This is a genomic window from Streptomyces sp. NPDC096013, assembly GCF_044763565.1.
In the GTDB taxonomy this organism is placed as follows: Bacteria; Actinomycetota; Actinomycetes; order Streptomycetales; family Streptomycetaceae; genus Streptomyces.
The window spans coordinates 123562-138116 of the sequence record NZ_JBIWGK010000017.1 but is presented as its reverse complement, the minus strand read 5'-3'; the positions used below and the strand labels follow the sequence as shown (position 1 = coordinate 138116).

The window sequence follows — 14555 nt, the reverse complement described above, 5'->3', positions numbered from 1 at the left end:
GCGTGGTTCAAGTCCAGCTACAGCAGCAACGAAGGCGGCAACTGCGTCGAAGTCGCCTACGACTGGCGGAAGTCCAGCTACAGCAGCAGCGAGGGCGGCGATTGCGTCGAGGTTGCCGCTCACCCCTCCGCCGTCCACGTCCGTGACTCCAAGGTCCCGGCCGGTCCCATGCTCACCGTCTCACCCGGCACTTGGACGGAATTCCTCGGCCGCGTCCGCTAGGAGAGCAATGAACACCGCAGCACGGCAGCAGTTGGCGTGGTTCAAGTCCAGCTACAGCAGCAACGAAGGCGGCAACTGCGTCGAAGTCGCCTACGACTGGCGGAAGTCCAGCTACAGCAGCAGCGAGGGCTGCGATTGCGTCGAGGTTGCCGCTCATCCCTCCGCCGTCCACGTCCGTGACTCCAAGGTGCCGGCCGGTGGTGAGTTCGCTGTTTCTCCTGGGGCTTGGGCCGGGTTCCTCGGTGGGGTCACGCGTCCCTCGTTCTGAGTGCTGCTCCGGCTACCGCCAGGAAGGCCATCGCGTACGCCGTCAGTACCCCCAGTCCCGGCCAGGGAGCGATCGCAAGGCCCTCCAGGTTTTTTGTCGCCTGGATGGAGAGGGCCGCCGGCATGGGGGTCCAGCGTTGCAGGCGGTGTTGCCAGGTGGGCGAGTTGACCAGGTGGGACAGGATCGGGATCACGTAGAGGATGCCGAGGCCCAGGGTGATCGCTCCTGCCGTGTCGCGGAGCAGGGTCGCCAGGGACAGGCCCAGGAGTGTCACCAGGACGAGGATGACGATCGAACCCGTCGCCGCTCGGAGGGTCGTGCCGTTCGTGGGGAGCGGGAGGGTCAGGTGGGCCAGGGCCAGGGTGGACAGGACCGCCAGTGAGCCCGCCGCCGCCGTCAGCGCGGACAGGGCCAGCGCCTTCGACAGCAGTACGCGCCATCGTCCGGGCATCGCCGTGAGCGTGGTGCGGATCGTGCCCGTGCCGTACTCCGCGCCCATCGACAGCGCGCCCAGGACCAGACAGAGGGACTGGCTCAACTGGACGCCGGTGAGGCTCACTCGGACCGGATCGTCCGGCCGGGTCGCGGACGACGAGACCGCCACCGTGCCCACCGCCGCGGTCAGGACGACCGTTGCCGTCAGAAGCCACCATGTGCTGGGCAGCGTACGGAGTTTGGTCCATTCGGCGTGGAGGGAACCCGGGCGGCTCACGCGTCCCGCCTTCTTGTGGTCCAGGCCGCCAGCAGGAGCGCGGCCAGGGCGTACGCGGCCAGGACCGCCAGGCCGTGGTACGGGGTGAGGGGGTAACAGCCGCTCTCCGGGAGGCAGTTGTGCTGCACCTGCGGGTAGCGGGTGACGCCCTGCTGGATCGCGAAGGCCGCCGCCGGTGTGACGCGCAGCAGCCACTGCGCGGCGGGGAGCGGGAAGGCGAAGGACAGGATCTGCGGGAGCAGGACCAGGGCCACCACCGTCGCGATCGTGCCCGCGCTGTTCCGCAGCACCACGCCCAGGGCCAGCGCCAGGACCGCCACGAGGGAGAGCAGGGCCGCGCTGCCCACGACCGCCCTGAGGGCCGGCTGCTCCAGGAGGGAGAGGTCGGGGAAATCGGGGGGCCCGAAGCCGTTCGAGCGCAGGGTCTTCTGGGCCCAGGTGAAGCCGACTGCCGTGGCCGGCAGGCCTGTTGCGAAGGTGACCGTCGCGATCACCGTCGTCTTCGCCGCCAGTACCCTCAGCCGCGACGGGGTCGCGGTGAACGTCGTACGGATCAGGCCCCGCTTGTATTCGGTCGTCACGAAGAGCGTGCCGAGGGCGGCCATGAACAGGAGGCCCATGACGACGCCCTGGAAGCTCATCTGGACCATGTCGGGGTCGTTCTCGTCGGGGGCGATGTCCCCCTGGCCGGTGAGGGTGTAGGTGCCGGCCGGGGTCACCGTCGACGCGCCCGGCCGGGCGGGTCCCGGTGGGCCGCCCGGGGCGGGGGCGCCGATGTCCGTGGCCGTCCAGCCGGTGGCCGTCGACGTGCCCTGGAGGGTCAGGTGGTCGTAGGTGCCGGTGGCCCGGCCGCCGCCGGACACCGCACTCGAACCGCCGAAGCCCCGGTGCACGACGTCACGGGCGGGGGTCGCCAGGAAGAGCCCCACCTGCACCGTCCTCGGCAGCCCCCCGACCCCCACCTCCCCGAGCCGTGTCCATTTCTCACCGTTCACCGACGCATAGCCGGTTAGTTTTCCCCCCAGCCTTTTCAGCCGCAGCCACTGAGGCGCCTTCGCGAGGTCGCTGCTCGGGCCCGCCGTGTCATGGGTGAAGTTCCACTGCATGCGGACCCCGTGCGCGGGGGTCGTCATCACCGCCGCGTACGAAGAGCCCTGCTTCATGCTCGCCTTGACGATGATCCCGGCCTTCGTCCAGGGCTCCAGGGCCCCGCCGGACGCCGACTCGATGCCGGTGACGCGGGCCGTGATCGTGCCGTCCCCGGTCAGCGGCCGGTGCTCGAAGCGGAAGGCGTCTTTGACGACCTCGCCGCCCGGCCCGAGGACGACCGCGGGACCGCCGCTGACACTGGAGCCGGTCACGCCCAGCTGGCAGACCAGCACCGTGACCACGGCCCCGACCGCCAGCACCAGCAGCCAGGCCCGGACCGTCCAGAACTTCGCCCACTCCGCGCGCAGCAGCCGCCCGAAGTCCGCGCGGGCGGGGTGGAGCGCCGAGCGGTACGGGGAGACCGTCCGCGTGGGTGTCGTCGTCATCAGCGGGTCACCTCGTCCGTGTCGGCGCCCGTCGACGTGAACTCGACCGCGTCTCTGGTCAGTTCCATGTACGCCTCCTCCAACGTCGCCCGGTGTGCGCCCACTTCGGCGAAGGGCACGCGGAAGGTGGAGAGCAGCTCCACGATCCGTTCGGCGGGCAGTCCGGTGACGGTGAGGGTGTCGCGGCCGGTCACGGCCACCGTGCCGCCCTCCCGCGCCAGCAGCTCCATCGCCTCCGTACGACTGCTCGTGCGCAGCCGTACCCGGTCGCTGGAGGCCGCCGCGAGGAGGTCGGCGACGGCCGTGTCGGCGATCAGCCGGCCCCGGCCGATGACCACCAAGTGGTCGGCGGTGTCCTCCAGTTCGCTCATGAGGTGGCTGGAGACGAGGATCGCGCGGCCCTCGGCGGCGAGCTGCCGGAGGAGCCCGCGTATCCACTGAATCCCTTCGGGATCAAGGCCGTTGACCGGTTCGTCGAGCAGCAGCACGGCCGGATCGCCGAGCAACGCGACTGCTATGCCGAGGCGTTGGCGCATCCCGAGGGAGTAGCCGCCCGCCCGCCGCCGGGACGCCGCCTCCATGCCGACCTGTTCGAGGACGTCGTCCACGCGGCGCATCGGGATGCCGTGGGAGTGGGCCAGCCAGCGGAGGTGGTCGCGGCCCCGGCGGGCGGGGTGCAGGGCGGCGGCGTCCAGGAGGGCGCCGACCTCCAACAGCGGGGTGCGCAGGGCGTGGTAGGGCCGGCCGCCGATCAGTGCGTGACCCTCGTCGGGGGCGTCCAGGCCGAGCAGGGAACGCATGGTGGTGGACTTCCCGGCGCCGTTGGGCCCGACGAAGCCGGTCACCGTGCCGGGTTCGACCGTGAAGGACAGACCGTCGACCGCGAGCGTCCGCCCGAACCGCTTGCGCAGATCACGGACTTCGATGGTTGCGTGGCTCATGGTGAGGGAGGCTAGGGGCGGCCGGTGCGGTACGTCGTCACACCCGGGAGGTCCCTCACGCGGGGGACGCAGGACCGGACGGGGGTCGGCACACTGAGGGGGTGGCTGTGGAGAGAAGCGGGCCGGGGAATCTCGTCGCCTCTGGTGTCCTGGGTGTTCTCGCGGTCTCCGAAGTGCTGCTCCGCAGCGCCGGCTTGGGCGCCGGGTTCGCCGCCCTCCTGCTGCTCGCCCTCGCCTCCACCCTTCCCCTCGCCCTGGTCCTAGGGTCCGCGGGGCCCGCGCGCAATGCCACCGCCGTCGCCGTCAGTACGGCCTGTGTGCTGTCCCTCGTGCCGTTCGGCATCCTCACCGTCGGCGGGGTCGCGGCCCAGCTGGTCTGCGTGTACGTGCTGGGCCGCGCCGGAGCCACCCGCCTCGGCGGGCTGCTGGTCCTCCCCTACGTCGCGATCGCCCTCGGCAGTCACGAGCAACCGACCCGGATCGTCGCCGTCCTGGTGGCGACCCTTGCCTCCGCCGCCGCGGCCACCGGCATCACCCACCACGTGCGCAGCACGGCCCAGGCGCACAGCGCCACGGAACAGGCCTTCGAGGACACCCTCCTCGAACACGCCGCACGGGGTGAACGGGCGCGCATCGCACGGGAGTTGCACGATGTCGTCGCGCACCACATCTCGATGATCGCCGTCCAGGCCGAGACCGCCCGGCTCACCACCCCCGGTCTCCCCGCCGACGGCGCCACCCGGCTGCTCGCCATCGGGGACACCGCGCGCACCGCGCTGACCGAGATGCGGCGGCTGCTGGGGGTGCTGCGGGAGGACGCCGACACCGGAGTCCAACGCCACCCCCAGCCCGGCCTCGGCCAGCTCCTCGACCTCGTCGACGCGTCACGCGACGCGGCCGGCTCCAGCACCCGCCTCATCGTCAGCGGCCCCATCACCCCGCTGGACCCCGGTATCGAGGTCACCGCCTACCGCATCGTCCAGGAGGCCCTCACCAACGCCCGCCGACATGCGCCGGGCGCGGCCGTGGACGTAGAACTCCGGTACGGGGAAGCGGACTTGGCGCTGCGGGTGCGCGACAACGGGCCGGGGGCCACCGCCGCCCCCTCCGGTCACGGGCTGCTCGGGATGCGTGAGCGGGCCGCGACGGTCGGCGGGACGCTGCGCACCGGGCCCGCTCCCGGCGGCGGTTTCCTGGTCGAGGCGCGGCTGCCCGTGACGTCGGCGGAGGCGGTGGCGCTGCCATGAGCATCCGGATCGTCGTGGCCGACGACCACGAGATCGTCCGGATCGGCTACGCCGGACTCCTCGCCACCCAGGCCGACTTCACCGTCGTGGGCACCGCGCGGGACGGCGCGGAGGCGGTGCGCGTGTGCCGGGAGGAGTCGCCGGACGTGGTGCTGATGGACGTACGGATGCCGGTCATGGACGGCATCGAGGCCACCGCGCGACTCCAGAACTGCCCTGTCGTGCCGCGGGTGTTGGTGCTGACCACCTTCGACCTCGACGAGCATGTCTACGACGCGCTCGCCGCCGGTGCGAGCGGGTTCCTGCTGAAGGACGTGACGGCGGAACGGCTCTTCGACGCGGTCCGGGTCGTGGCCGCCGGTGAGGCGCTGCTCGCGCCCGGGATCACCCGGCGGCTCATCGCCGAGTTCGCGCGGCTGCGCCCGAAGGCGCCCACGCGGGGGAGGCTGGACGTGCTCACCCCGCGCGAGACCGACGTGCTGCGGCTGCTCGCGGAGGGGCTGTCCAACCCGGAACTCGCCGCGCGGCTGCACGTCGGCGAGGAGACCGTGAAGACCCACGTCAGCCGCATCCTGTCGAAACTGGGGCTGCGGGACCGTACGCAGGCCGTGGTGACGGCCTACGAGACGGGGCTCGTGGTGCCGAGGACCGGCTGACGGCGGCGGGCGCGCGGCACCGGCAGCAGCCACCACGCCGACGCCACCGACAGCATCGCGCCGACCGCGATCCCTTCGAGGCGGATGGGCAGCAGGCTCAGGGCGTCCTGGCCGAAGTAGCCGAGGAGGAGGGAGAGGGCGCAGGTCATTCCGGCCGCCCAGTAGGCGTAGTTGAGGGGGCGCAGCCACAACGCCACCGCCAGGACGGTGAACATGAGCGCCACGGCCGTGTGCCCGGTGACCCCGGCCGCCGCGACGCCCGCGGCCAGGAGCGTGCCCACGGTGGCTCCGGCGAGGCGTTCGAGTCCCTTGCGCAGGACGTCCGTTCGGCCGCGGTTGCCGCTCGCGGCGACGTACGCGGTGAGGACCACCCAGGGCCAGTGGTCGTCGAAGAGGAGATTCCCGAGGACGAAGGCGGCGGCGATACCGGCCGCCATCTGCAACGCCATGCGGGTGCTGGGGCGGGGGTGGAGGCGGGAGCGGCGCCGGGGTTGTTCGAGGGCGGCCCGCATACGCCCGTCCTGGGGTCCGTACCGGTCCCCCAGCCCCTGCACGAGCCACACCACGGCGCACGCGACCGCCCCGATCAGCGCCGCCCAGGCCCACGTGACCAGTCCGCTCTGCGCCTTGGCCGGCAGTGCGGGGCCGGGGACGACGAGGAGGGTGACGAGCGGGAGGGCGATGAGGGTGCCGGCCTTGGTGGCGGCGGGGCCGTAGCGGCGGATCCAGATCGCCAGCGCCATGCCCGCCGTGTAGACGGCGGCGCCGAGGGCGTAGTGCGAGCTGATGAGGCGGCCGACGAAGATCGAGGCACCGGCGGTGGCGGGCAGCAGCACGAGGGCGGTGAGGCGGCGGCGGGTGTCCGCGGTGCGCTGGCTGGAGGCCAGGGTGAGGGTCAGCGCGACCGCGAGGACGAGCACGTCGGTGTGGAGTCCGGCGGCACCCTCCAGCCAGAGGGCTCCGCCCCAGCAGAGCAGCACGGCGGTCATCGTCAGGGCCGCTTCGTACGCGTTGCGTATTAGTTTGGCGGTCACTGTGCCGAGAATAGCCAGATGCAAGGACTCTGGATAGTAAGTTTCCGCTTACGATATCCGGTATGGATCACCTCTCCGAAGCCGTCCGGATTCGTCGTGGCGTCGTACGGCTGAACCGGCGGTTGCGGCAGGAGCGCGGCAACGAGGCCGGGCTCACCCCGAACCAGCTGATCGTGCTGGGGCATCTGCACCGGCATCACTCCGCGACGCCGGGTGAGATCGCCGCGGCGGAGCGGCAGCGTCCGCAGTCGCTGACCCGGGTCTTCGGCGAGCTGGAGGCGGAGGGGTTGATCTTGCGGGAACCGAGTGCGGTGGACCGGCGGCAGTCCGTGCTCACGTTGACTGCGGCGGGGCGGGAGGCCCTCGATCAGGACATGGGTGAGCGGGATGTGTGGCTGGCGGAGGCGCTGGCTTCGCTGAGTGCGACCGAGCGGGGGGTGCTGGAGTTGGCGGGGGCGTTGATGGAGCGGCTCGCGGCCAGTTGACCGGCTGCGGGCCGGTGGGGGCTTGTCACGCCCGCCGTGGCGGGTATCCGAGGAGCCGATCTTCAGAAGCCTCCGCCGAAGTCTCCGCCGCCTCCCCCGTCTCCGCCGCCTCCGAAGTCGCCGCCTCCGCCGAAGTCTCCGCCGAAGTCGCTCGGGTCGAAGTTCGCGCCGGAGACGTCGCCGCCGTCGAAGCCGCCCGTGCCGAAGTCGCCGTAGCCGGTGCCGTAGTCGGAGGCGTAGGACGGGGTGGCCATCATGCTGCCGAGGACGGTGCCGACGAGGAGGCCCGGGAGGAGGCCGCCGCCGAAGTAGCCGCCCGCCCAGGGGCCGTAGGCGGGGCCGGCGTCCCAGTACGGGCGGCGGCCGTAGTCGGTGTCGACCTCGCGGATCATCGGGTCCCGGCCGTCGGCGAGACGGGCCTGGTCGGCCGCGCAGACCGGCACCTCGCGGGAGGCGCCGCCCGGCGGGGTCCAGGTGGCGTCGGCGACCGAGGGGCCGTGGCGCGGGTCGAAGAAGCAGGGCGCCCGGCGCTCGGGCAGCGGGCGGTGCTCGCGGCGGGCGGCGAGCTGGGCGAGCGAGAAGCGGCCGTCCTCTAGCGCCTGGGTGACCGACCGGACGTCCTCGGGTTTCGTGGCCGCCGCCATGTACGTCTTGGCCTGTTCGTAGGCGTCCAGGGCGCGTTCGTAGTCCGCGCGCATCGCGTCGTCGGCGCCGGGCTCGGCCGGGTGGAATTCGAGGCGGTCCAGTTCCTCGCCGAAGGCCGTGATGTCCTCGTCCACGACCACCCGCAGCTTGTCGAGCGCCGCCCGCTGTTCCTCCTCGCGGCGGCGACGGCCGCGGCGTACCAGGGTGTACGCCCCCACGCCACCGGCCACCAGCACCCCGCCCGCGACGATCAGCGCCGTACCGGAGACTCCCCCGCCGCCGTCCGACGAGCCGCCCCAGGACGCGGGCGCCGAGCCTCCCATACTGGCGAGCGCCCGGTCGGTGAAGTCGGCGAGCTGGGTCTTCGCGTCCTCGCCCTGCACGCTGCCGACCAGGTTCTTCACGGCCGTGTTCGACAGGACGGAGGAGTCGGCGCGGGCGTCGAAACGGTCGCCGAGGCGGATCGCGTAGAGGCCGGTGATGCCGGTGGCGGTGCGGAGGTCCCTGAAGAGGTTCGCCGTGGGGTAGCCGGCGGGGAGGACCGCGATGAACACCGGCTTGTCCGCCTTCTTGATCCGCTGCGCGAGCGCGTCGGCGGACGACAGCCCGGACGACGCCGGGTCGACGTAGACCGGTCCCTCGCGCAGGGCCTGCCCGATCGTCGAGACGCCGGTGTCCGCGGCGGCCGGGGACGCCATCGTCAGGGCGGCGAGCAGCAGGGCCAGCAGCAGCCCCGGGAGGCTTCGGGTCCGGATCACAGCCTTCATGATTCGACGCTACCCGAAGCGGGTCTCCTCGGTCGGCCCACCCGTGTCCGCCCGCCGGCCGCCGCTCATCACCAGCTGATCCGCGCCGCCACCGGCAGGTGGTCGCTCCCGGTGGCCGGCAGCACCCACGCACTCCGCGCCCGCACCCCTCGTACCAGGATCTGGTCGATCCGCGCGACCGGGAAGGCCGCGGGCCAGGTGAACCCGAAGCCTTTGCCGGCCGTCTTCTGTGCCGAGGTCAGCTGGGAGGTCAGGCCGTGGAAGGCGCGGTCGTCCGTGGTGCCGTTCAGGTCGCCGAGGAGGACCATCCGCTTGTTCCGCTCGGCCGTCACCGCCTTGGTGAGCGCGCGGGCGCCGAAGTCGCGCGAGTCCGTCCAGAAGCCGTGCCGGGGCATCACCCGCACGGAACCCAGGTGCACGACGTAGACCGCGAGCGGCCCGTGGGCCGTGGCCACCGTGGTGCGCAGTGCCCGCACCCCGTCCGCGGCCTCCGCCGCCGACTCCGGCAACTTGGTCCTCGCCAGCGGCCCGGCATCGCCGCGCACCACGTCCACCGCCCGCGTGTCCGAGAGCGGCAGCTTGCTCCACAGGCCGACCGTGCCCCGGACCACGTGGTACGGGTACGCCGTCGCGAGACCCTTCTCGTACGCGCCCCGTGCCTGGTCGGTCAGCTCCTCCAGGGCGAGCAACTCCGCGCCGGACGCGGCCAGTTCGCGGGCGGTGCCGTCCGGGTCGGAGTTGCCCGCGCCGACGTTGTGGCTGACCGCGGTGAGGTCGCCGCCGGGGTGGGACCTGTCGGTGAGCAGCAGCCCGCCGAAGAGGCTCACCCACACCGTGACCGGCAGCACCAGCGCGACCACGGCGGAGGCGGAGCGGCGCCACACCGCCCCGGCCAGCAGCACCGGCACGCACACGCCGCACCACGGCAGGAGGTTCTCGACGAGGCTGCCGAATCCCCCGACGTTCGGAATCCGGGCGTGCAGCGCCATGACCAGCCCGAGCAGCAGGGCCAGCGCCGCGAGCAGCGGGCCGCGCTTCCAGGGTGCGAGAGGTATCCGGGGGATCGTCACCCCGTCAGCCAAGGCGGCCCGGTGTTGCCTGCGCGTATGGCGTTTTCGATACGCGGACGATAGGTGCCGACTCCTACCATCGAACCCATGCGTGTGCTGATCGTCGAGGACGAGCCCTATCTGGCCGAGGCCATCCGCGACGGCCTGCGGCTGGCGGCGATCGCGGCCGACATCGCCGGTGACGGGGACACCGCGCTGGAGCTGCTGAGCGTCAACTCCTACGACATCGCCGTCCTCGACCGCGACATCCCCGGCCCCTCCGGTGACGAGGTCGCCAAGCGCATCGTCGCCTCCGGCAGCGGGATGCCGATCCTCATGCTCACCGCCGCCGACCGGCTCGACGACAAGACCAGCGGGTTCGAGCTCGGCGCCGACGACTACCTCACGAAGCCCTTCGAACTCCAGGAACTCGCGCTCCGGCTCAGGGCGTTGGACCGCAGACGCGCCCACAACCGGCCGCCGGTGCGGGAGTTGGCGGGGCTGCGCGTCGACCCGTTCCGCCGGGAGGTCTACCGCGACGGCCGCTACATCGCGCTGACCAGGAAGCAGTTCGCCGTGCTCGACGTCCTCGTCGGAGCCGAGGGCGGCGTGGTCAGCGCCGAGGAACTCCTGGAGCGGGCCTGGGACGAGAACGCCGATCCGTTCACCAACGCCGTACGCATCACCGTCTCGGCGCTGCGCAAGCGGCTCGGCGAACCCTGGATCATCGCCACGGTGCCGGGCGTCGGCTACCGCATCGAGACGCAGCCCGGAGCCGACGGAGAAGACCGTGGATAGGGCGCCCGGGATGAGCGTCCGCCTCAAACTCACCCTCAGCTATGCCGGGTTCCTCATGGTGGCGGGCACCTTGCTGCTCGGGGCGGTGTGGGCGTTCCTCCTCCGCTATGTGCCCAACCGGGCGATGCTCATCAACCCCGACGACAGGCCCACCGGGGTCTTCCCCGTCCAGTCCGTCCTGCTGGGCATCTTCGCGCCGAGAGCGGCCGGTGTACTCGCGTTCCTGCTGGTGTTCGGGCTGGTCGGCGGGTGGCTCCTGGCCGGGCGCATGCTCGCCCCGCTGACCCGCATCACGGACGCCACCCGCACGGCCACGGACGGTTCGCTGTCCCACCGCATCCACCTCCCGGGCCGCAACGACGAGTTCCGCGAACTCGCCGACGCCTTCGACACGATGCTCGCCCGGCTCGAAGCCCATGTCTCCGAACAGCAGCGCTTCGCCGCCAACGCCTCCCACGAACTGCGCACCCCGCTCGCGATCTCGAAGACCCTCCTCGACCTGGCCCGCGCCGACCCGGACCAGGACACCGGCGAGATCATCGACCGCCTCCACACCGTGAACACCCGGGCGATCCGGGCCACCGAGGCCCTGCTCCTGCTCAGCCGCGCCCACCAGCGGTCCTTCACCCGCGAACCCGTCGATCTGTCCCTGGTCGCGGAGGAAGCCACCGAGACGCTCCTCCCCCTCGCGGAGAAGCACGGCGTCGGCATCGAGACGGGCGGCGACATCACCCCCACCCGCGGCTCCCAGCCCCTCCTGCTCCAACTCACCACGAACCTCGTGCAGAACGCGATCGTCCACAACCTCCCCGACCGGGGCACGGTCCGGGTGACCACCACCGTCGGCCCCGAGTCCGCCGTCCTCACGGTCGAGAACACCGGCGACGTCCTCACCCCCCACCAGGTCTCGACCCTCACCGAGCCCTTCAAGCGCGGCACCGGACGCCTCCACACCGACCACGCGGGGGTCGGCCTCGGCCTGGCCATCGTCGAGACCATCACCGCCGCCCACGACGGCACCCTCACCCTCACCCCGCGCCCCGAGGGCGGCCTCCGCGTCACGGTGGAACTCCCCGTCAACTCACCGCACCCCCCGTGCCGTTGAGGCCACGGGGGGTGCGGGGAGAACACGGGGCAGTCGCTACGCCGCCCGGTACGCCTCCTCCAGCTTCTTCACGGCCGCCGCGTACTTGCCCGTCAGCAGCAGATGGTCCGCGTCGGCGAACGGCTTCGACACCGCCGCCGTCACGTTCTGTCCCACCTTCGCCTGCACGAGCAGCCGCGCCCTGGTGACGAGCACCTTGCCGGTCGCCGCCGACCTGGTGTGCGCCGCCGCTGACTCCAGCGCCTTCAGAGCGGCCGTGCCACCCGTCGGCGTCTTCGTCAGCGTCGTCAGTCCCCAGCCGTAGGGGAACTGCGGATCGTACGACGTGTCACCGACGTTGATCGGCAGCTGGGCCTCCGACTTCGGCCAGGTGACCGGGAGTTGGCCGGTGAAGGAGCGCTTGCCGTAGAGGACGTCGGCCACTCCGTCGCCCTCGGTGCCGGGCAGCCAGGAGGCCACCAGGGCGTCGATCTCGGGGAGTTGGCCGCCGAGCACCTGCGGGCGCCCGGAGACGACCAGCACCGCGCACTTCATCGCCGCGCACACCTTGTCCACGGCTGCCTGGTCGGCCGGGGTGAGGGTCAGGTCGTTGCCGTTGCCGACGTCCCCGACTCCCTCGGCGTAGGGGGTCTCGCCGACGACGACCACGCCGACGTCGTAACCGCTGGTCGAGGCGGACGCGTCCTTGGAGTAGGTGACGTTCCCGCCGGCGTTCCTCATCCCCTGGAGGATCGTCGTGCCGGTGGTGTTGGTGCCGGACGCGCCCTGCCAGGTGATGGTCCAGCCGCCGGTCTGGTTGCCGAGGTCGTCGGCGTTGGAACCGGCGACGTAGACCTTCTGCGACTTCTTCAGCGGCAGCACGTTGCCCGCGTTCTTCAGCAGCACCTGCGACTCCGCCGCCGCCTGCCGGGCCACCGCCCGGTGCGAGGCCGAGCCGATCTTCGAGGCGTTGCTCGTGTCGGCGTACGGCTTCTCGAAGAGGCCGAGCTTGAACTTCTGGGTGAGGATGCGCGACACGGCGTCGTCGATCCGCTTCTCGCTGACGTGGCCCGCCTTCGCCTCGGCGATGAGCATCGAGGTGAAGTCCTTGTACGTGTACGGGACCATCATCATGTCGACGCCCGCGTTGACCGCCGTGTCGACGTGCGAGGCGTAGTCGCCGGGGAGCTGGTCGATGGCGTTCCAGTCGCTGATGACGAAGCCGTCGAAGCCCATGCGCTTCTTGAGGACGCCGTTGATCATGTCGGCGCGGGCGTGCATCTTCACCGGGCCGAGGCCGTCGCCGACGATGTCGAGCGAGGAGTAGGACGGCATGACCGTGCCGATGCCCCGGTCGACCGCCGTCTGGTACGGGGCGAGGTGGATGGCCTCCAGCTGCTGCCGGGTGACGGTGGTGACGCCCTGGTCGATCGTGTACGTGCCCGTGGTGGAGGAGCCGTACGCGGTGCCGCCGTCGCCGACGAAGTGCTTGGCGGTGGCGAGGACCTTGTCGTCGTCCTTCAACTGCTTTCCGTTCGCGGCGCCTTGGAGACCCTGGATCACCGTCTCCATGGATTGGACGAGCGCCGGGTCCTCGCCGAAGGACTCGTAGGAGCGGCCCCAGCGTTCGTCACGGGTGACGCAGAGGCAGGGGGCGAAGTCCCACGGGACGCCGGTCGAGCGGACCTCACTGGCCGTCACATCGCCTGTCTTCTCGGCGAGTTGGGGGTCGCGGGTGGCGCCGATGCCGATGTTGTGCGGCATGATCGTGGCGCCGGCCAGGTTGTTGTGGCCGTGCACCGCGTCGACGCCGTAGATCAGCGGGATCTGGAACCGGGTTGCCTGCGCCCGGAGTTGGAACGAGTCGATCATCTTCGCCCAGGCCGCGGCCGTGTTGGGCGTCGGGGTCGAGCCGCCGCCGGAGAGCAGGGAGCCGAGGCCGTAGGAGGCGATGTCGCCCGGGGTGCTCATCGCGCCGCGCTCGGCCTGGGTCATCTGCCCGGCCTTCTCCTCCAGCGACATGCGCTTGACGAGGTCGGCGACCCGCTTCTTGATGGGCAACTTGCTGTCCAGGTACGGCAGTCCGTGCGCGTCGACGACGACCTGCGGGTTCTCGGTCGGGGCCTTGGCGCCGGTGACCGTGAGCTTCAGCGGGATCGTCTCGGCGTTCTCGGCCGATCTGTCCTTCAGCGTGCGGACCTTGACGGTCTGGGTGGCGCCGGACGCGGTACCCGCCGGGAAGGTGAGGGTGCCGGAGACCGGGGTGTAGTCCTTGCCGGAGGTCGCGGTGCCGCCGTCGGACGTGTAGGCGACGGTCACCGGGTCGTCGAGCGGGACGGCGCCGGTGGTGGAGACGGTGACCTTGACCGCTGCCGTACCGCCCTCCTTGACCGGGTAGACGGCCGAGTCGGTGGTGACGGAGGCGCGCAGGGACTGGTCGGCCTTGCCGTACAACTCGACGTCGTCCATGGCGAACTGACCATGGATGCCGACGGGGAGGGTGACCGCGTAGCCCCACATCTGGGTGAGGCCGAGGACGTGGTCGATGCCGCCGACGGGCTGGTAGTCCGTGCGGTAGACGAAGTCGGTGAACGGGATCTCGATCTGCTTCCAGCCGGTGAAATTGTCCGTGAAGGACGTCGTCCACAGCTCGGAGGCCTCGCCGTTCGCTCCGCCGTCCTTGATCTCGAAGTTGGTGGCCTTGCCGGTGTTCTGGCCGTCCCACCAGAAGCGGATGCCCTGGTGCGCGGACCAGTCATGGCCGGGTTCGGTCGCGGCGTAGTCGTGGCTGAAGCCGCCGTAGCCGCTGATGTCGTACGTCCCGGAGAGAACCTTCGCGCCCTCGGGGGCGTCGGGTCTCGCGGTCAGGGCGAGTTGGGGCGGGTCGTCGGTGTCACCGCCCCAGGTGAAGATGCCCTCGGCGGGCTGGCTCGCGAAGGGCACCTCGCCCTCGAAGCGGTCGACGGGCGTGGGGGCTGGATCGGCGGCTGCCGCCGCCTGGGAGACGGCGGCCGGTGTCAGCAGCGCGGCGCACAGGGCGGTGGAAACGAGCAGGGCGGTTCTTGGCATGGACCTTCCCTCGGCTCAGGGGCTCTGGTTCACTCTGGTTCGC

At 71.6% G+C, this 14555-nt stretch carries 14 protein-coding genes; 7 read left to right on the top strand and 7 right to left on the bottom strand.

Annotated elements, in window-relative coordinates; translation table 11 throughout:
* Both ACIRB1_RS38875 and ACIRB1_RS38870 read left to right on the top strand, forming a co-directional pair.
* On the top strand, positions 1-222 hold a 222-nt coding region (locus tag ACIRB1_RS38875; protein WP_403468849.1), incomplete at its 5' end, for a DUF397 domain-containing protein.
* Positions 223-229: 7 nt separating this feature from the next.
* Positions 230-490, top strand: coding sequence for a DUF397 domain-containing protein (locus ACIRB1_RS38870; RefSeq protein ID WP_403468848.1), 261 nt, complete (start codon positions 230-232; stop codon positions 488-490).
* Here ACIRB1_RS38870 and ACIRB1_RS38865 read toward each other — a convergent pair.
* From ACIRB1_RS38865 to ACIRB1_RS38855, 3 genes are read right to left on the bottom strand one after another with little or no spacing between them, the layout of a single operon-like run.
* Positions 471-1202, bottom strand: a complete 732-nt coding sequence (locus ACIRB1_RS38865; RefSeq protein ID WP_352182314.1) for an ABC transporter permease — start codon at positions 1200-1202, stop codon at positions 471-473. The two genes, ACIRB1_RS38870 and ACIRB1_RS38865, sit on opposite strands and share 20 nt — an antisense overlap.
* Complete coding sequence (locus ACIRB1_RS38860) at positions 1199-2737, bottom strand: hypothetical protein (RefSeq protein ID WP_403468847.1); 1539 nt, start codon at positions 2735-2737, stop codon at positions 1199-1201. The genes ACIRB1_RS38865 and ACIRB1_RS38860 overlap by 4 nt, the downstream gene beginning before the upstream one ends.
* Positions 2737-3678 carry an ABC transporter ATP-binding protein gene (locus tag ACIRB1_RS38855; protein WP_403468846.1) on the bottom strand — a complete coding sequence of 314 codons (942 nt, stop codon included), beginning with the start codon at positions 3676-3678 and terminating at the stop codon, positions 2737-2739. Before ACIRB1_RS38855 ends, ACIRB1_RS38860 begins: the two co-directional genes overlap by 1 nt.
* A gap of 101 nt (positions 3679-3779) precedes the next feature.
* Between ACIRB1_RS38855 and ACIRB1_RS38850 the strand changes: the two genes are divergently transcribed.
* Both ACIRB1_RS38850 and ACIRB1_RS38845 read left to right on the top strand, forming a co-directional pair.
* Complete coding sequence (locus ACIRB1_RS38850) at positions 3780-4925, top strand: sensor histidine kinase (protein ID WP_403468844.1); 1146 nt, start codon at positions 3780-3782, stop codon at positions 4923-4925.
* On the top strand, positions 4922-5581 hold the full coding sequence (locus ACIRB1_RS38845; protein ID WP_352182317.1) for a response regulator transcription factor: 660 nt from the start codon (positions 4922-4924) through the stop codon (positions 5579-5581). The genes ACIRB1_RS38850 and ACIRB1_RS38845 overlap by 4 nt, the downstream gene beginning before the upstream one ends.
* On the opposite strand, the gene ACIRB1_RS38840 is transcribed toward ACIRB1_RS38845, so the two are convergent.
* The gene (locus ACIRB1_RS38840; RefSeq protein WP_403468843.1) at positions 5545-6615 is read right to left on the bottom strand and encodes an FUSC family protein; all 1071 of its coding nucleotides are present in this window, start codon (positions 6613-6615) and stop codon (positions 5545-5547) included. The genes ACIRB1_RS38845 and ACIRB1_RS38840 overlap by 37 nt on opposite strands.
* Before the next feature lie 62 nt (positions 6616-6677).
* On the opposite strand from ACIRB1_RS38840, the gene ACIRB1_RS38835 reads away from it, so the two are divergent.
* Positions 6678-7100, top strand: a complete 423-nt coding sequence (locus ACIRB1_RS38835; RefSeq protein WP_403468842.1) for a MarR family winged helix-turn-helix transcriptional regulator — start codon at positions 6678-6680, stop codon at positions 7098-7100.
* 62 nt (positions 7101-7162) lie between these two features.
* Here the strand turns inward: ACIRB1_RS38835 and ACIRB1_RS38830 are convergent, their stop codons facing one another.
* Both ACIRB1_RS38830 and ACIRB1_RS38825 read right to left on the bottom strand, forming a co-directional pair.
* Entirely contained in the window at positions 7163-8512 is a 1350-nt protein-coding gene (locus ACIRB1_RS38830; protein ID WP_403468841.1) for a hypothetical protein, read from the bottom strand.
* 68 nt (positions 8513-8580) lie between these two features.
* On the bottom strand, positions 8581-9582 hold the full coding sequence (locus ACIRB1_RS38825; protein ID WP_403468840.1) for an endonuclease/exonuclease/phosphatase family protein: 1002 nt from the start codon (positions 9580-9582) through the stop codon (positions 8581-8583).
* Positions 9583-9669: 87 nt separating this feature from the next.
* Here ACIRB1_RS38825 and ACIRB1_RS38820 point away from each other — a divergent pair, with 87 nt between their 5' ends.
* Together ACIRB1_RS38820 and ACIRB1_RS38815 are read left to right on the top strand one after the other, a co-directional pair.
* Positions 9670-10359, top strand: a complete 690-nt coding sequence (locus ACIRB1_RS38820) for a response regulator transcription factor (protein ID WP_352182322.1) — start codon at positions 9670-9672, stop codon at positions 10357-10359.
* A gap of 10 nt (positions 10360-10369) precedes the next feature.
* Positions 10370-11464, top strand: a complete 1095-nt coding sequence (locus ACIRB1_RS38815; protein WP_403468839.1) for a sensor histidine kinase — start codon at positions 10370-10372, stop codon at positions 11462-11464.
* A gap of 36 nt (positions 11465-11500) precedes the next feature.
* On the opposite strand, the gene ACIRB1_RS38810 is transcribed toward ACIRB1_RS38815, so the two are convergent.
* Complete coding sequence (locus ACIRB1_RS38810; protein ID WP_403468838.1) at positions 11501-14512, bottom strand: glycoside hydrolase family 3 protein; 3012 nt, start codon at positions 14510-14512, stop codon at positions 11501-11503.
* Positions 14513-14555 lie beyond the last annotated feature (43 nt).